The following is a 16203-nucleotide window of genomic DNA, read 5'->3' as shown; positions in this document are numbered from 1 at the left end:
CGGTTATAGTATTGCTGTTGGTGATAGTACAATTACATATTGTATATCTGTCGCATGAACAGCACACAAGGAAAAAGGTTATTGCAATAATAAAATATGATCTCAATTGGCCGGGATTAATTGCAAGTCTAATATATAAAAAATATCAGTATTATAACTCAAATTGATATACTTCTATTCGCAATGAAATAAGCATATTTTACGGGATTATTGATTAAATTTGAAAGCTAACATCAGAAAAGTACTTTAAGTTTAAGTGCTGCGAGGAACAGCATTTAAAACCCGATTAAATTATGTCAAAAAACCTTGGTGAATTATCAGGCAGGAAAGGGCTGCAGGAGAACCTTTTTGAAGAACTGGGCATAGCTGCAAGAGAAACGGGCACTGTTGCTGCAGACGATATACACAAGCTGGCAGAGGAATTCCTGATAGGAGATGCGAATGTGTATGGTACTGCTACCTTTTACGACTTTCTACGCCCTGAGAACAAAGGCAAGAAAGTATATGTGTGCAATGGCAGCTCATGCATGACCGCCGGCACGCAATCTGCACTGAAAGAAAAACTGCTGGAACATTACCAACCCGAAGAGATAGGCGAAATGTGCTGCCTCGGACGTTGCCACGAGAACAGCTCTTTTAACGTGAACGGGCTGAACTACTCAGGCGATGCTATCAACAACATAGAAGCACTGAAAAGAGGTGAGCGTGGAGCCATAGACAAGTATAATGTGGCTTCGCATGGCACGGCGGTGCTTACCAATCCATTCCCCGGCATAGACGAATACTATAAAATACTGGATACTGCATTAAGCATGTCGGCAGACGAACTGCTGGCAGAGTTGAAAACATCAGGCCTGCGTGGTCGTGGTGGTGCGGGCTTCCCCATATCATTCAAGCTGGAGTCTTGCAAAAACACTGCGGGCGATATGAAATTCATCGTATGTAATGCGGACGAAGGCGACCCCGGTGCTTACAGCGACAGGTACCTTCTGGAGCATCAGCCTCATGCTGTATTGATGGGCATGATGATAGCCGGATACATTGCCGGTGCCAATACAGGTGTTGTGTATATCCGTGGTGAGTATCCTGAATCCATAGAAATTACACAACAGGCCATCAACGACCTGAAAGCTAAAAAGCTGCTGGGTGATGACATACTGGGTACGGGTTTCAACTACGACTTTAAAGTAATAAAAGCACAGGGGGCTTACATATGTGGTGAGGAAACAGCACTGCTATCCTCAATCGAAGGACAACGCCCTGAAGTAAGGGTACGCCCTCCTTATCCTACACAGGAAGGATTGTTCAACAAACCTACAGTGGTCAACAATGTAGAGACATTGGCTTGCATCCCCTGGGTGATACAGAACGGCGGAGCAAAATTTGCTGCGATAGGTGTAGGCAAGTCAACAGGTACCAAGCTGGTATCACTGGACGGCTTCTTCAACAAACCCGGCATTTACGAAGTAGACATGGGTACACCTCTATCGGTTGTTATCAACGACCTGGGTGGTGGTTTCAAAGAAGATATAAAAGCCATGCACATTGGTGGTCCTCTTGGCGGACTGGTTCCGGTAGATAAGATCAATGACCTTTCCGTTGACTTTGAATCCTTCTCGCAGAACGGGTTCCTGTTAGGTCACGCATCCGTGGTATGTATACCACGCAACTACCCTATTATAAAATACATTGAGCACCTGTTCCAGTTTACCGCACACGAAAGCTGTGGTAAATGTTTCCCTTGCCGTTTGGGTTCTACCCGCGGTTACGAGATGGTGAACAAAGCACAGACCTCAGATTATAAAATGGACAGGAAACTGTTCACGGACTTGATAACCACTATGGAGATCGGTTCGCTCTGCGCATTGGGTGGCGGATTGCCTTTGCCTATACGCAACTCATTGAAATATTTTGATAACGAATTAGCACAATACTTCTCATAAAAACAGATAATTATGAGTAAACAATATTATGTAAAGCCGTCACAAGGTGGCATACAGAGCACAGATAAAGTAGCAGACAAGGTAGCCTATGTAGATGGCGTACCTTTCAAACTGATACCGGGAGAAACGATACTGGCCTTCCTCAAAAGGAACTTCGGCGAGGACTATGTGCCTACCCTCTGCGATGCGCCAAACCTGAAACCATTCGGAGCATGCCGTGTGTGTAGTGTAGATGTGGCATTGACAGCCAATGGAAGCAGCAAGGCGATGGCTTCCTGCCATACACCTGTGTCTCCGGACATGTATATCTATCCGCACTCATCTCGTATCAACGAACTGCGTAAGAATATTGTGGAACTGGTGCTGACAGACCACCCGCTGGACTGCCTGACATGTGAAGTGAATAATAACTGTGAGCTGCAAACCGTTGCCGCACAGGTAGGTATACGCGATGTGCGCTACCCTGAAGGGAAGAACCACCTGGACCGTAAGAAAGACCTGAGCCACCCGTATATGCGTACGGATATGTCCAAATGTATCAACTGTTCTCGTTGTGTGCGTGCTTGTGATGAAGTACAGGGACAATTTGTACTGAGTATGGCCGGCCGTGGTTTTGATGCACATATTGTAAAAGGACAGGAAGTTAGCTTCTTCGAATCAGATTGTGTAAGCTGCGGCGCATGTGCGCAGGCATGTCCAACTTCTGCCATTTCTGATATATACGAATCGAAATCAGTTGAAGTAGATGAGAAGGTACGTACCGTATGTACTTACTGTGGCGTGGGTTGTAACCTGGAAGTATCAGTAAAAGGTGGTAAGGTAAAATCTATACAGGCACCGTTTGATGCTGAAACCAACGGAGGCCATACCTGCCTTAAAGGCCGTTATGCTTTCGCTTTCTATAACCATCCTGACCGCCTGAACACACCGCTCATTAAAAAGAACGGTGAGTTTGTAGAGGCTACATGGGACGAGGCATATGACTTTATAGCTGATAAGCTGACAGATATTAAAGCAAAACATGGCGGTGATGCCATAGCCGGTATATCATCGGCCCGTGGTACGAACGAGGAAAACTACCTGGCACAGAAATTCATCCGTGCCGTGATGGGTACTAATAATATCGACTGTTGCGCACGTGTTTGCCACTCGCCTACTGCCATTGGCATGCAGCGCACATTCGGTACAGGTGCAGCTACCAACTCCATAATCGACCTGAAATATACAGAGTGTATCATGGTGATAGGCGCTAACCCTACATCTGGCCACCCTGTAACAGGTGCTAAACTGAAACAATTTGAAATAAGCGGCAAGCCAAGTATCGTTATCGACCCTCGTCGTACAGAACTGGCTAAGTATGCGACATACCATTTACAGCTGCGCCCCGGCACAAACGTGGCTATGCTGAATATGCTGCTGTATTATATCATCAGCGAGGGGCTGGAAGCTAAAGAATTTATCGAAGCACGTACTGAGGGCTACGAAGAGTTCAAAGCCAACATCCTGAAGCTGGATATGGACGAACTGTCTCGCATCACGGGTGTAGATAAAGAACTGGCACGCAAAGCAGCAATCGCTTACGCATCGGCTCATGCGGCTATGTCTTTCCACGGCCTGGGTGTTACGGAACATTCTCAAGGTACATTTACTGTTATGCAGATAGCTGACCTGGCTATGATCACCGGTAACATCGGCCGTCGTGGTGTGGGTGTTAACCCGCTGCGTGGCCAGAATAACGTACAGGGCGCTGCAGATATGGGGGCACAACCTTACCAGGGTGCCGGCTATATGAGCGTTACAGACCCGGGCTTCCATAAGCGTTACGAAGAATTCTACAATGCCAAGTTGCCTGATTATGAAGGCTACAAAATACCTGAGATGTTTGATGCAGCCATTGATGGCAAACTGAAAGCTATGTGGGTGATAGGTGAAGACATAGCTCAAACAGACCCCAATACGCATCACGTAGTTAAAGCATTAAATAGCCTGGAGCTACTTGTGGTACAGGAACTGTTCATGACGGAAACAGCTAAGCTGGCTACTGTTGTATTACCTGCATCTTCTTTCCTGGAAAAGAGTGGAACATTTACCAATGGTGAGCGCAGGATACAGGCAGTGAATGCGGTGGTTGACCCGATACCAGGTACAAAATCTGATGGACAGATCATGGTGGACATCATGAACCGTATGGGCTACAAGCAACCTGCAGTTTATGACCCTAAATGGGTACTTGAAGAAGTATCTCAGATAGTACCTTTCTTTGAAGGTGTGAAATGGGATGAATTAGGTAGCAATGGAAAGCAATGGCCGGTTGCCAAAGATGGCAAGGGTACTGATATGCTACACACGGAGACCTTCAAACGTGGCCTGGGTAAATTCGTTTTCAGCGAATGGATGGAAACATCCGAACTAGTACAACATGGTAAGGAATATCCGTACATCATCACTACCAACCGTGAGCTGGAGCATTACAACTGTGGAGCGATGACAAGGCGTACACCGAATGTGGATATACTGACAGAAGATGTATTACTCATCAGCCCTGAAGACGCTGCTAAAAACCTCATCAACGATGGTGATATGGTTTGTGTAGAATCTCCTCGTGGCAAGGTGGACATCAAAGCACGTATTACTGACGAAGTGAAACCGGGTGTACTAAGCAGCACCTTCCACTTCCCTGAAATAATGCTGAACAATATTACCTCCAGCGTATCAGACACTGAAGCTATGTGCCCTGAGTACAAAGTAGTAGCAGTAAACATCAGGAAAAGTAAAGGACAGTATAAGAACAAGCCTGCATAAGAAATATGGTTGGGGATAGTAAGGTATTTGGATATAAGTCAATGATAATTAACATTCTTATATGTATCTATATTTTCTTTTTCTTATTTCCAATTGGAACAGGTTTTGCAATCTTTATTCTTATACTTCTTTTCACACCGATCTATGGATGGGCAATTCCATTCATTAAAAAGATCCGACTTACCGAGGATTATTTAGAATCGTCGAGTATTTATGGGTTAGGAAAGAAAGACATTGTCGAATGGAAAGATATTACTGCTATTCGCATGCATGATAAGAGCCATGGCAGAATATCTTACTACCAACTATATGTACATAAACCAAGAGGTGGGATACTAAAAATAAATCTATATGGTTATTATTGGTTTGAACGAAAATCGCTCATCAAAGCATTGGGAAAACATATAGAAATCCCTAAATATCCGCCAATGCCTAAACTATGGGATATGATGTAACCTTATACATTATAGCGCAACACCTGCATTCATGTCACCTGAATTTGATTCAGATTTTTGCCCCTTGAATGCAAAGTGTATTAGCGGTATGCAACAAGAAGACCAATGTGTTATTCTACATTAATTACCTATTTTGACAGGCACTAACGTTGCTGTTAATACATTTCCGCTTTTCTGTTGTAACATAATAGTAAACGTATGCGTGGATGTAAACGCAGGAGCCTGGTATAATTCTAAATAATTCATATCAAAATTACCGGGCGAATTCAATGCTACCCTGTCAGGAATAACAAAATATGCTGTTAGGTCTGAACCTGCTGTATGAGCATCGTCAAAATCATGGTCACTAATCACCTCAATACTCACTATCGAATCCTGAATAATAGGTATCGCACTTTTTGAACATGCATATGCCGTATTTCCCAACAAAGCTGAGTTTTCTGAATGACAATAGCGTGCATCATCATTGACAGACAGTTGTATAGCAAAATTGCTGTAAGCAATAGAATCTCCGGTTTGCAATTCTGAGGAATCACGGATGTCTAATGCCCTGATACCTATATCCGTATAAGTTATGCATTCATGCGGGGCTTTAACTCCAATGCACGTACCACATGATACAAGACCGGCGATATTTATCACAAGCAATGGCAGCAATAGTAAAAGTTTTCTGATCATGGTAAGTTTTTCTATACATGGGTACAAATTCGGTGCCAACGAACTGCAACTTAAACTTCTGGTTAAATTAAAAAACTAAAAAATGCAGGCATATATTTGCACTAATAACAATTCTATGGCTGCCACTTTACAATGCAATGAGATATACGAAGTACTGGATAAACACTTCCCTGCAATAAATAACTTTATTGAAACTGATTATGAAATAGAGCGCAGCTACCTGTTGCATTTTGGCATTAATACAAAAGATAAGCTGGATGCTTTTGTTGAAAAACACAGAGATCAAGTCATGGAGATAGACTCCATTATGCTGGAACCGGATGATGAAGATGAGGAAACTGTAGAAGAGATAGCCTATGGCAGAGATTTTGGAGATATGACGCAAGCCGTAGGCGATTATTGCCTGGCCAACAATTGTTATTATGCTTACCCGGACTTACTGGCTGTGGCCATGGATACCGAATTTGAAGACCGTTTTGAAAACTATCTGCAAACAAACTACTACGATAAAGATATCTGGCCTGAGTTTAAGGTGGTTAACATTACCCCTTAAAATAGATGAGTGTTGCGATACAAAACACTCAATATAATCAGCTTTTCTTCGGTCCGTTATTCCACTTTTTCCTGTTGCCCGAACTCTTGCCCTTATTATAGTTTCTTTTGCCACCGCTACGATTACCTCCTTTGTGTTGCCCTCCTCCACCTCTGCGGCGCGGGTTGTATTCAGGACCGGCGGGAATACCCTCAGGCGGATTCTGTTTTTCCAGTTCGCGCTCTATCAATCGCTCTATGCGTGCAAACTTCTCCTGGTCTTTATCATTGATAAAGGTAATAGCAGTGCCTGTTGAAGCGGCACGGGCTGTACGGCCAATACGGTGCACATAATCTTCAGGATCCGGTGGCACATCATAATTCACTACAAGATCAATTCCTTCTACATCTATGCCACGCGACAGTACATCAGTACCTATCAGCACAGGTATGCGCCTGCTCTTGAACTTATTCATCAGGTCCTCACGTTCTGCCTGGTCCAGGTCAGAGTGGAAAGCCTTAGCTGTTATACCGGCTTTAGCCAGTTCACGATCCAGTTTCTTCACATTCTCTTTAGTAGAGGCAAAAATGATAATACTGGTGTAGGTGTTAGCTTTAAGTAATGCTTTAAGTAACTCTACTTTATTATCATCAAAAACCATGTAGGCCTGTTGATTAATACCTTCTGCCGGTTTTGATATAGCAATATTTACCTCAACAGGGTTTACCAATATCTTGTTGGCCAGTGCACGTATTTTGGGTGGCATGGTTGCTGAAAACAAAAGGGTCTGCCTGTGTGATGGTAGATAGCCAATGATCTTTACGATATCATCATAAAATCCCATATCCAGCATACGGTCAGCCTCGTCTAATACCAGGTGTTGCAAGTCATCAAGTTTCACCGCCCCGGAAGCCAGGTGCGAAATCAACCTGCCGGGCGTAGCTATCACAATGTCCACTCCCGCATCCAATGCACGGCGCTGCTGCGTGAATATTTCACCACTACCACCACCATATATGGGTATAGAGCTTATATCCATATAGTAGGCCAATCCATCTATCTGTTGGTCTATTTGTTGAGCCAGTTCACGTGTAGGTGCCAGTATCAGCGTATTCAGCTGGCATACAGGTGATGTAATGATCTTGTGCAGTAAGGGCAGCAGGTAAGCTGCCGTTTTGCCTGTACCCGTCTGGGCGCAGGCTATCAAGTCTTTATTATCAAGTATTACCGGGATCGCTTTCTCTTGTATCGGGGTTGGAGTTTTATACCCCATTGTATTCAACCCGTCCTCTACATCGGGGTCGAAACCAAAATCTTCAAATGTCAAATTCTTCGTTTCTTTATTTGCATGAAGTTACGCAATATTATAAACAAAGCGCATAAAGGCACTTAACACAGTATTTTATGATAAGGTTTTATCTTTGCTTCTAATAAAACAGATACAATTGTCGGCAATATCATACTACCTGGCTTTACCGTTTTTTTACCTCATTTCGCTGCTACCCTTCAGGGTGCTGTATATCCTGTCCGACTTCCTGTATTTCATCCTGTTTCATGTTCTCGGGTATCGTAAGCAGGTGGTGTACACCAACCTGCGTAACTCCTTCCCGGGAAAAACAGAACAAGAGATAGACCAGCTTGGTAGAAAATATTATAAATACCTGTGCGACCTGACACTGGAGACTTTCAAAACGCTGACTATCAGCCCGAAAGCGATGCTGAAGCATTGTGGTATCAGCAAAGAATCCCTGGAACTGTTCAACAAACTGGCAGAAAAGAACCAGAGCGTGATACTGGTATTGGGACACCTTGGCAACTGGGAATGGGCGGGCAATACGGTAAGCCTTACCTGCAAACACCACCTGTACGTAATATATCACCCACTCAGCAATAAGCACTTCGATGGCCTGATGTATAGGATGCGCAGTCGTTTCGGCTCAGGACTCATACCCATGAAAGATACTTTCAGGCGCATGCTGGGTAACAGGAGTGAACTCACAGCAACCGCATTCATTGCCGACCAGACCCCATCTCCTGAAGGTGCTTACTGGATGACCTTTCTAAACCAGGACACACCTATTTTCAAGGGAACAGAAGTTATTGCAAAAAAGATCAACTATCCCGTTGTTTATGGCGGCATTAGAAAACTGAGACGAGGTCACTATGAGATATTCGTTGAGATGCTGGTAGAAAACCCTAAGGACACAGCGGAGGGCGAGATCACAGAGATACATACCCGCAGACTGGAAAAAGACATCATAGAAAACCCCGAACTCTGGATATGGTCGCACAGGCGCTGGAAGCATAAAAGAAATTAATACTGAATAAATCTGTTGTATATTTGAGCGTGCTCGAAGGTAAACAGCTAATTTTAGCTACTAAAGAATATGCGTCGGAGAACAAAGCACAAAGCTGGTTCTCATTATTATCAACCCTATTGTTGCTGATAGGTTCATTTGCGTGCACAATACTCATACCTTATATTATTGGTAAGATCGCATTCAGTGTCCTTTCCGGCCTGTTGATGGTCCGTCTGTTCATTATCTATCACGACTTTCAGCACCATGCCATATTGCACCGGTCCGCACCTGCAAAGCTAATCATGACCCTTTACGGTATCTTTGTTCTGGCACCTGCCAGCATCTGGAAACGTTCACATGACTATCATCATGCACACAACTCCAAGCTATTCAGTGCCAGCATAGGGTCATACCCTATTGCTACCAAACAAAAGTTTTTGTCCATGTCTCCCGGAGAAAAGCGCGTATACCTGGCTATCAGGCACCCGCTCACCATAATAATGGGATATTTCTCCATGTTCATCTTTGGCATGTGTATCAATTCGTTTACCAGTGCTCCGCGCAAACATATAGATTCGCTTATTGCACTCATAGTCCATGCTTTACTAATATACATTGTGGTTCATTTCTTTGGCTGGCAGGCATGGATATTTACCATGTTCATTCCCTTCTTTATCGCCAGTGCCATGGGGGCATATTTATTCTATGCACAACATAATTTTCCCGGCACTGCTTTCAGTTGCAAAGAAGACTGGAAATATGAGATTGCTGCTCTTGAGTCTTCCAGCTATATGGTAATGAACCCCATAATGGAATGGTTCACAGGCAATATAGGCTACCACCATATTCACCACCTTAACTCAAGGATACCTTTCTACAGGCTACCTGAAGCAATGAAGGCTATACCCGAGCTACAGCAAGCAAAAACAACTACACTAAGACCCAAAGATATCATCGCCTGCTTCAGGCTGAAAGTCTGGGACCCGGAACTGAACCGCATGGTTGGTTTCAGAGAATTAAAAGGGAAAGTTGTTCCAGTACGTGCCTGATAATTTCAGTCGTTATTTTTTTATGAATATCTACTGTGCAACCACAACGAGTATCAGACATCATCATTCAACAAGGCCCCATATTGGTTCAATGCGATGCCTATCATTCTTACTACTACTTATTACGTCTTCCTGTTCGCGAGACAACTACAAAAACGCAGTCCATTACCAACAGCAACAACTAGACACTGAGATAATTGGTACAATACAACTGGTTTATGCTGTAAAGTACATGAAACAGGATATTCCTATTATGTTTGATGACAGCAGTTATCACTTATTCCCTTTTGCTTTGGGTAGCGCGCATCCTGTAAAAGGAGATCAGATAATAAAAGAAAAAGGCTCAACGCAATACCTCGTGATAAAAGGCAATGATACAGTCAGAATATATCCACAAACATGGAAATGGGTCATATACACTGATAGTATTGTAAGGAGGTAGTATTATTCCTGCTGTTGGAATAAAAAAGCCACACCGGGTGGTGTGGCTCAAATATTATTCAAAACATGAACTAAGCAGCTTTGTTCTTACCCATTTTACGGAGCATACGCGTATGATCCATCAAAGCAGTAACAAAGGTCTTCTGCTCATAATACGGCAGGTTATATTCCAGTGCTGTTTGCTTAACTATTGGCGCTATCTTCTTATAGTGTATATGGCATATGTGCGGGAACAGGTGATGTTCTATTTGCCTGTTCAGTCCACCTATGAACCATGACATGATCCTGCTTTTTGCTGAGAAGTTAGCTGTAGTATGCAGTTGGTGTACAGCCCAGTTATTCTGCATTTTCCTGTGGTCGTCAGGGTTTGGGAAATCACACTCTTCCATCACGTGTGCCAGTTGGAATATGGCGGAAAGAGAGAGGCCCGCAACAAAGTGCATCAATACAAAACCGATCAGCACCAGGTGCCATGGAGCACCCATTACAAAAATTGGCACGAACACGATCAGCGCATAGTACAATATTTTGTATACAGCCACTTCCAGCAAAGCAGACTTTAACGTCTTCTTCTCCTTCTTCAACAGGTCCAGCTTGTGATATTCATACACCTGGCGGAAGTCTTTAATTGTCGCCCATTGTAGCGTTAGTAAACCATACAGGAACCACGCATACAGGTGCTGAAATTTGTGCATAGCATACCACTTGGAATTGGGCGAAAAACGCAGGAATATTCCCGCGTCAATATCGTGGTCCAATCCTTCGATATTGGTATAGGTATGATGCAATATGTTATGCTGTATCTTCCAGGTAACATGATAACCACCCACCAGTACAATTACTTTACCCAATATTTTATTCAGCGTTTTGTTCTTTGAATAAGAACCATGGTTAGAATCGTGCATGATAGAGCAACCAACACCAACCATACCAATACCCATCAATACCCACATGCTTAAGAACGCAATTGCATTGGCATTGAATATTCCCGATATCATTACTGCCGTCGGTACCAGGTACATCAGGAGGATAAGTATTGTCTTAGTAACCATTGCCGCATTGGCATGCGGGTCTATGTTATGCTCTTTAAAATAAGCATCTATTTTCTTTTTGCAGGTATCGTAAAAACCTTCACCGTTACGGGGTGCAAATTTTACGAGGTCCAGCTTCTTGATCTCTGCCAAAATTGTTTGTTTTAATTTATAAATATGATAGAAGAGACCACTAGTTGGCCTCTTCAAATTTCTTTTTCAATTCAGCCGCTTTATCCAGTTTGTTCTGGCGGGCATATATTTCACGCATGGCAGAGATAGCAGACATGTACATATTTTTGTTATCATTGTCCAGGCTGCTCAACTTAGGTTCGTAAGTTGTATACACTTTCTCCAGGTGTGGGAATGCTTTTTCAAACAACCCATCCCTGATTGCTTTCAGATCATTGTATTTCTTATCATCTTCAGGAGTGGTACCGGTGATCAGGTTCATTTGCTCTGTCACCTGCGATGCCTGGTTGAAGAATAATACGCCCATATCATAATGGTAACCAACATTATCGGGATCTAATGAAATAGCTTTTTCAAAACCTTTTTCAGCTTTCATTACCAGGTCCTTATAATCTCCGGGCTGTGTATCCGATGAGCCGTCACTCTTTTTAGGAAAAGCCATATTTGTATAAGCATTGGCCAGGTTGTATTGGTAAACAGCATTCTCCGGTTCTGATGTAACGGCTTCCTGCAGTTTGGCTATCAGCTTATCTTGCTGTTTGGTACGGATGTAGTAATTCAGTTCCTCATTCCTGATATTAGTATTATTCGGAAATTTTGCCTTTGCTTCTTCCAATGTTGCCAGTTCTTTTGCCTGGTCGCCTTTCTTTTTGTATGCATCTGCAATGATCAGGTAGGTATTGGCATTGTTACCTTCTATCGGGTTACTTTTAAGTGCTTCAAGTACAGGCAATGCCTTGTCAACTTGTCCACTATAAAACGCGCTGTATGCCTGAATGACCAATGCACCAGAAGCTACAGTATCAAATCCCTTGTTACTGAAACGCTTACCGCCATCCATGTCATGTATTTCAACGGTTTGTTTTGCGTCATTATAGGCATCATCCCATTTTTTAGCATTGTAGCTCATAACTGCAGTATTATAACATTTATAAGCGCCATACATCAAACCATTGTTTACAGCATCTGTTTCGTAATTAGGCTTCAGCTCAACAACTTTCTTATAAGAAGTTATTGCTTCTTTGTAGTATCCTTTATCAGTATAACCCGGATCCTGGTCCATAGAAAGATATATGGAACCACGCACCAGCCATGCTTTAGGATCATCTTTAGTAGAAGGATCCTTTACAGCCTCTTCAATATACTCCATAGCTTCTTTGTATTCTTTGTACTTCAGGCTATTACTTGCGGACTGGATATTTTTCTTTTGGGCATAGCCTGCTGTTACACTCAGAGCAGCAGCCAATACCAATAATGTATTTTTCATTTATATTATTTTATGCGTATTCGAATCTTTGAATATACGAAGGTATTAAACCCCAAGGATAATACCTTTTAACTTTCAATTGTTTACTTAGTCCTGACTTTCAGTTGTTTCCTCTGCTCCTGCTTCCGCCTCATCGCCATCTTCATCCTCTTCCTGCTCTTGTATCCTGGCAATGGCTGCTATTTGATCACCTTCGTCAATATTTATGAGCTTAACTCCTTGCGTAGCACGTCCTGCTTCACGAATGTGTTCTACATTCATCCGGATGGTTAGTCCGGATTTGCAGGTGATCATCAAGTCATCTTTTTCATCTACAGCCAGCAAACCTACCAGCCCTCCTGTCTTTTCTGTGATGTTGATGGTCTTTACCCCCTTACCACCACGGTTGGTGATCCTGTAAGTAGTTTCCCATTCACCGGTCTCTTCGTTAATGCCTGCAAATGGAGTACGTTTACCAAGGCCTTTCTCAGAAACAACCAACACTTGTTTGCTGTCATCATTTTTAGCCAGGCATATCATACCTACCACACGGTCATTCTCATCATCCAGGTCAATACCGGAAACACCTATTGCCCCGCGGCCGGTTGACCTTACTTTGCTTTCTTCAAAACAGATAGCCCTGCCCGATGCAATTGCCATCATAATATAGTTATCACCGTCGGTTATCGCTACGTCCAGCAGTTCATCTCCCTCCTGGATCGTAATAGCGTTAACACCACTTTGACGCGGGCGGCTGAAATCTTCCAGTTTGGTCTTTTTGATGATACCTTTCTTTGTGCAGAGCATGATATATTTACCTTCGATAGACTCCTTATCATCCAGTTTACGAACGTCAATTACTGTACGTATCTTATCATCAGGTGGTATCTGTATCAGGTTTTGTATAGCACGGCCTTTGGCATTACGGTCTACTTCGGGTATTTCGTATACCTTCAGCCAGTAGCAACGTCCTTTTTCTGTAAAGAACATTAGGGTATCATGCGTAGAAGCAATGAACAGGTGCTCTATATAATCTTCTTCCCTGGTGCTGCCACCGCGTGCGCCTCTGCCTCCTCTTCGTTGTGCACGATATTCTGCAGCAGATGTACGCTTGATATACCCCAGGTGAGAAACAGTGATCACTACATCTTCCTCTTCTATCAGATCTTCAATACTCATTTCATTGGCCAGGTATTGAATTTCTGATTTACGCTCATCACCAAATTTCTTTTGCACTTCCAGCAACTCGTCTTTAATGATCTGGAAACGCATGCCTTCATTCGCCAGCACCTCTTTCAGGTGAGCGATCAGTTTCATTAATTCAGCATGCTCTTCACGTATCTTTTCACGTTCCATGCCGGTAAGACGCTGCAGCCTTAATTCAAGAACGGCTTTCGCCTGGATTTCCGTCATCTCGAACTGCTCCATCAATCCTGTTTTAGCTATATCAGGACTGGCAGAGTTACGTATCAATGCAATAACAGCATCCAGGTTGTCAAGTGCTATCAGGTAACCTTCCAATATATGCGCACGTTTTTCAGCTTCACGCAATTCGTACTGTGTACGGCGTACCACCACCTCGTGACGGAATTTTATGAACTCAGACACCAGGTCCTTTACATTCAAAGTCCTTGGGCGGCCATTTACCAGCGCTACATTGTTGATACCATAGGATGTCTGTAGTTCACTGAATTTATACAGGTTGTTGATAACAACCTGTGCTACAGCATCCCTGCGCAACTCTACAACTATACGTGTTCCTTCTTTATTAGATTCGTTGGCAACGTGGGTAATACCCTCTACTATTTTGTTGTTCACCAGGTTACCTATCTTCTCGGCCAGCGCATCCCTGCTCACCTGGTAAGGAACTTCTGATATTATTATCTGTTCTTTACCTGTTTTGGTTGTCTCAACATTTACCTTTCCCCTCAGCACTACCCTTCCACGGCCGGTGTGCATACCTTGTTTTATGCCTTCAATACCATAAATGATACCCCCTGTCGGAAAATCAGGAGCTTTGATATGGGTCATCAACTCATCTATGCTAATTTCATTATTGTCAATATAAGCGATACAACCATCTATCACTTCAGACAGGTTGTGTGGCATCATATTAGTAGCCATACCAACAGCAATACCCGAAGAACCGTTCAACAATAATTGCGGAATGCGTGTTGGCATTACGCTTGGCTCCTGCAACGAGTCGTCGAAGTTAAGCGTAAAGTCTACCGTATCCTTATCCAGGTCCTCCATCATGCTTTCTGCAAGACGTTGCAGCCTGGCCTCAGTATAACGCATGGCAGCCGGTCCGTCACCATCCTGCGAACCATAGTTACCTTGCCCGTCCACTAAAGTATAGCGCATGCTCCATGGCTGCGCCATACGCACCATAGCGTCATACACCGAAGTATCGCCGTGCGGGTGGTACTTACCCAGTACCTCACCCACGATACGGGCAGATTTTTTATGTGGTTTATTATAATTTACACCCAACTCGTGCATAGCATATAACACACGACGATGTACAGGTTTCAACCCGTCTCTTACGTCGGGCAAGGCACGTCCAACGATAACTGACATAGAATAGTCTATGTAAGCAGTTTTCATTTGTTCCTCTATGTTTACCTGGATAATTTTGTTTGCGTCATCAGCGCCATCCTGAGCAGTCAGGTCCTGATTGTTTTCGTCCATAATTTAACTTAAAGTGCAATATGCAAATATAGCTAAAAACGCCTTATTAATGGACGAAAAACTATACACATATGTGCATTTTAACATGAATAACTAATAGTTTTACATATATGTATGAAAAGAAAACATCCCGGATTGGGAATTGCATACCGACAATACCTTTCGCTATCAGCTACGAGGTTGTATTTCTCTTGTTTTTTACCTGTATCTGTGCCTCTGTATCTCTACTTTCATCATGTAATGACCCTTATGCGGGGATGCGCTTTTCCAGAAACTTTCGTGAAACACATTTTATTGAATTACAACCATTTGAATATGACAGATCAGTAAAGCCACAGCTATTAAGTAGTAAAATAAGGGTGGTTTATGGGTTCAGGTCGATTATTAACCCTGAGTTATTGTTACCGAATGATCTTCTTAATTACGAAAAAGGTAGACGTTATGATGCCCCACGTGTTTTGAAGTATCTCAAAGAACTCAAATCAGACTCTAATGCATTGATAGTAGGCATTACCAGTGCCGATATCTATACCTCAAAAAGAGACCGGTCAGGTAAGATCAGAAAACCTGAGTACAAATATAAAATATGGGGGATATTCGGTTTGGCCACCTGCCCCGGCAACAGTGCAGTTATTTCAACAAAACGGATCAAACACCCGGACGGGAGACAATATGAAGAAAGAATTATAAAGATAATATTGCATGAAATTGGACATAACCTTGGGTTAAAACATTGCTCTGACAAAAAGTGCCTTATGACTGATGCTGTAGAGAAAATCAGTACTATAGACAATGCCTCATCGGAGCTATGTAGAAAATGTTCATTGCAAATAGGCGAATAGA

At 43.1% G+C, this 16203-nt stretch carries 12 protein-coding genes; 7 read left to right on the top strand and 5 right to left on the bottom strand.

All coding sequences use genetic code 11. The features are described from left to right. Positions 1 to 293 precede the first annotated feature (293 nt). A complete protein-coding gene (locus H6550_09000) occupies positions 294 to 1943 on the top strand; it encodes an NAD(P)H-dependent oxidoreductase subunit E (protein ID MCB9046264.1) in 1650 nt (549 codons plus the stop codon). Between the two features lie 12 nt (positions 1944 to 1955). Continuing rightward, positions 1956 to 4745: a formate dehydrogenase subunit alpha gene (gene fdhF, locus H6550_08995; GenBank protein ID MCB9046263.1), complete on the top strand. Its 2790-nt coding sequence runs from the start codon at positions 1956 to 1958 to the stop codon at positions 4743 to 4745. A 575-nt stretch (positions 4746 to 5320) separates the two neighbouring features. Here the strand turns inward: fdhF and H6550_08990 are convergent. Then, positions 5321 to 5878, bottom strand: coding sequence for a DUF5034 domain-containing protein (locus H6550_08990; protein MCB9046262.1), 558 nt, complete (start codon positions 5876 to 5878; stop codon positions 5321 to 5323). Between the two features lie 115 nt (positions 5879 to 5993). On the opposite strand from H6550_08990, the gene H6550_08985 reads away from it, so the two are divergent. Next, positions 5994 to 6431, top strand: a complete 438-nt coding sequence (locus H6550_08985; GenBank protein ID MCB9046261.1) for a hypothetical protein — start codon at positions 5994 to 5996, stop codon at positions 6429 to 6431. 37 nt (positions 6432 to 6468) lie between these two features. On the opposite strand, the gene H6550_08980 is transcribed toward H6550_08985, so the two are convergent. Next, positions 6469 to 7737 (bottom strand): DEAD/DEAH box helicase, encoded by a 1269-nt coding sequence (locus H6550_08980; protein ID MCB9046260.1) that lies wholly within the window; start codon positions 7735 to 7737, stop codon positions 6469 to 6471. Positions 7738 to 7855: 118 nt separating this feature from the next. Here H6550_08980 and H6550_08975 point away from each other — a divergent pair, with 118 nt between their 5' ends. From H6550_08975 to H6550_08965, 3 genes are all read left to right on the top strand, one after another. After that, positions 7856 to 8728, top strand: a complete 873-nt coding sequence (locus H6550_08975; protein MCB9046259.1) for a lysophospholipid acyltransferase family protein — start codon at positions 7856 to 7858, stop codon at positions 8726 to 8728. Positions 8729 to 8757: 29 nt separating this feature from the next. After that, positions 8758 to 9759, top strand: a complete 1002-nt coding sequence (locus H6550_08970; GenBank protein MCB9046258.1) for a fatty acid desaturase — start codon at positions 8758 to 8760, stop codon at positions 9757 to 9759. Between the two features lie 232 nt (positions 9760 to 9991). Further along, positions 9992 to 10201 (top strand): hypothetical protein, encoded by a 210-nt coding sequence (locus H6550_08965; GenBank protein ID MCB9046257.1) that lies wholly within the window; start codon positions 9992 to 9994, stop codon positions 10199 to 10201. A gap of 70 nt (positions 10202 to 10271) precedes the next feature. Here H6550_08965 and H6550_08960 read toward each other — a convergent pair whose 3' ends face one another. The 3 genes from H6550_08960 to gyrA all read right to left on the bottom strand — a co-directional run bounded on the left by H6550_08960 (position 10272) and on the right by gyrA (position 15360). Beyond that, positions 10272 to 11252, bottom strand: a complete 981-nt coding sequence (locus tag H6550_08960) for an acyl-CoA desaturase (protein ID MCB9046256.1) — start codon at positions 11250 to 11252, stop codon at positions 10272 to 10274. 172 nt (positions 11253 to 11424) lie between these two features. Continuing rightward, entirely contained in the window at positions 11425 to 12690 is a 1266-nt protein-coding gene (locus tag H6550_08955) for a tetratricopeptide repeat protein (GenBank protein ID MCB9046255.1), read from the bottom strand. 87 nt (positions 12691 to 12777) lie between these two features. After that, entirely contained in the window at positions 12778 to 15360 is a 2583-nt protein-coding gene (gene gyrA, locus H6550_08950) for a DNA gyrase subunit A (protein ID MCB9046254.1), read from the bottom strand. Between the two features lie 257 nt (positions 15361 to 15617). On the opposite strand from gyrA, the gene H6550_08945 reads away from it, so the two are divergent. Continuing rightward, the gene (locus H6550_08945) at positions 15618 to 16202 is read left to right on the top strand and encodes a matrixin family metalloprotease (GenBank protein ID MCB9046253.1); all 585 of its coding nucleotides are present in this window, start codon (positions 15618 to 15620) and stop codon (positions 16200 to 16202) included. Position 16203: the final 1 nt, after the last annotated feature.

This window comes from Chitinophagales bacterium (genome assembly GCA_020636495.1).
Classification (GTDB): Bacteria; Bacteroidota; Bacteroidia; order Chitinophagales; family Chitinophagaceae; genus UBA5543.
This window is presented reverse-complemented; position numbering and strand designations above follow the sequence as displayed.

Coding starts and splice junctions, on each gene's coding strand:
- H6550_08960 (MCB9046256.1), bottom strand. CDS start 11,252: ATGGTTACTAAGACAATACTTATCCTCCTGATGTACCTGGTACCGACG.
- H6550_08945 (MCB9046253.1), top strand. CDS start 15,618: ATGCGCTTTTCCAGAAACTTTCGTGAAACACATTTTATTGAATTACAA.
- fdhF (MCB9046263.1), top strand. CDS start 1,956: ATGAGTAAACAATATTATGTAAAGCCGTCACAAGGTGGCATACAGAGC.
- H6550_09000 (MCB9046264.1), top strand. CDS start 294: ATGTCAAAAAACCTTGGTGAATTATCAGGCAGGAAAGGGCTGCAGGAG.
- H6550_08955 (MCB9046255.1), bottom strand. CDS start 12,690: ATGAAAAATACATTATTGGTATTGGCTGCTGCTCTGAGTGTAACAGCA.
- H6550_08985 (MCB9046261.1), top strand. CDS start 5,994: ATGGCTGCCACTTTACAATGCAATGAGATATACGAAGTACTGGATAAA.
- H6550_08990 (MCB9046262.1), bottom strand. CDS start 5,878: ATGATCAGAAAACTTTTACTATTGCTGCCATTGCTTGTGATAAATATC.
- gyrA (MCB9046254.1), bottom strand. CDS start 15,360: ATGGACGAAAACAATCAGGACCTGACTGCTCAGGATGGCGCTGATGAC.
- H6550_08965 (MCB9046257.1), top strand. CDS start 9,992: ATGAAACAGGATATTCCTATTATGTTTGATGACAGCAGTTATCACTTA.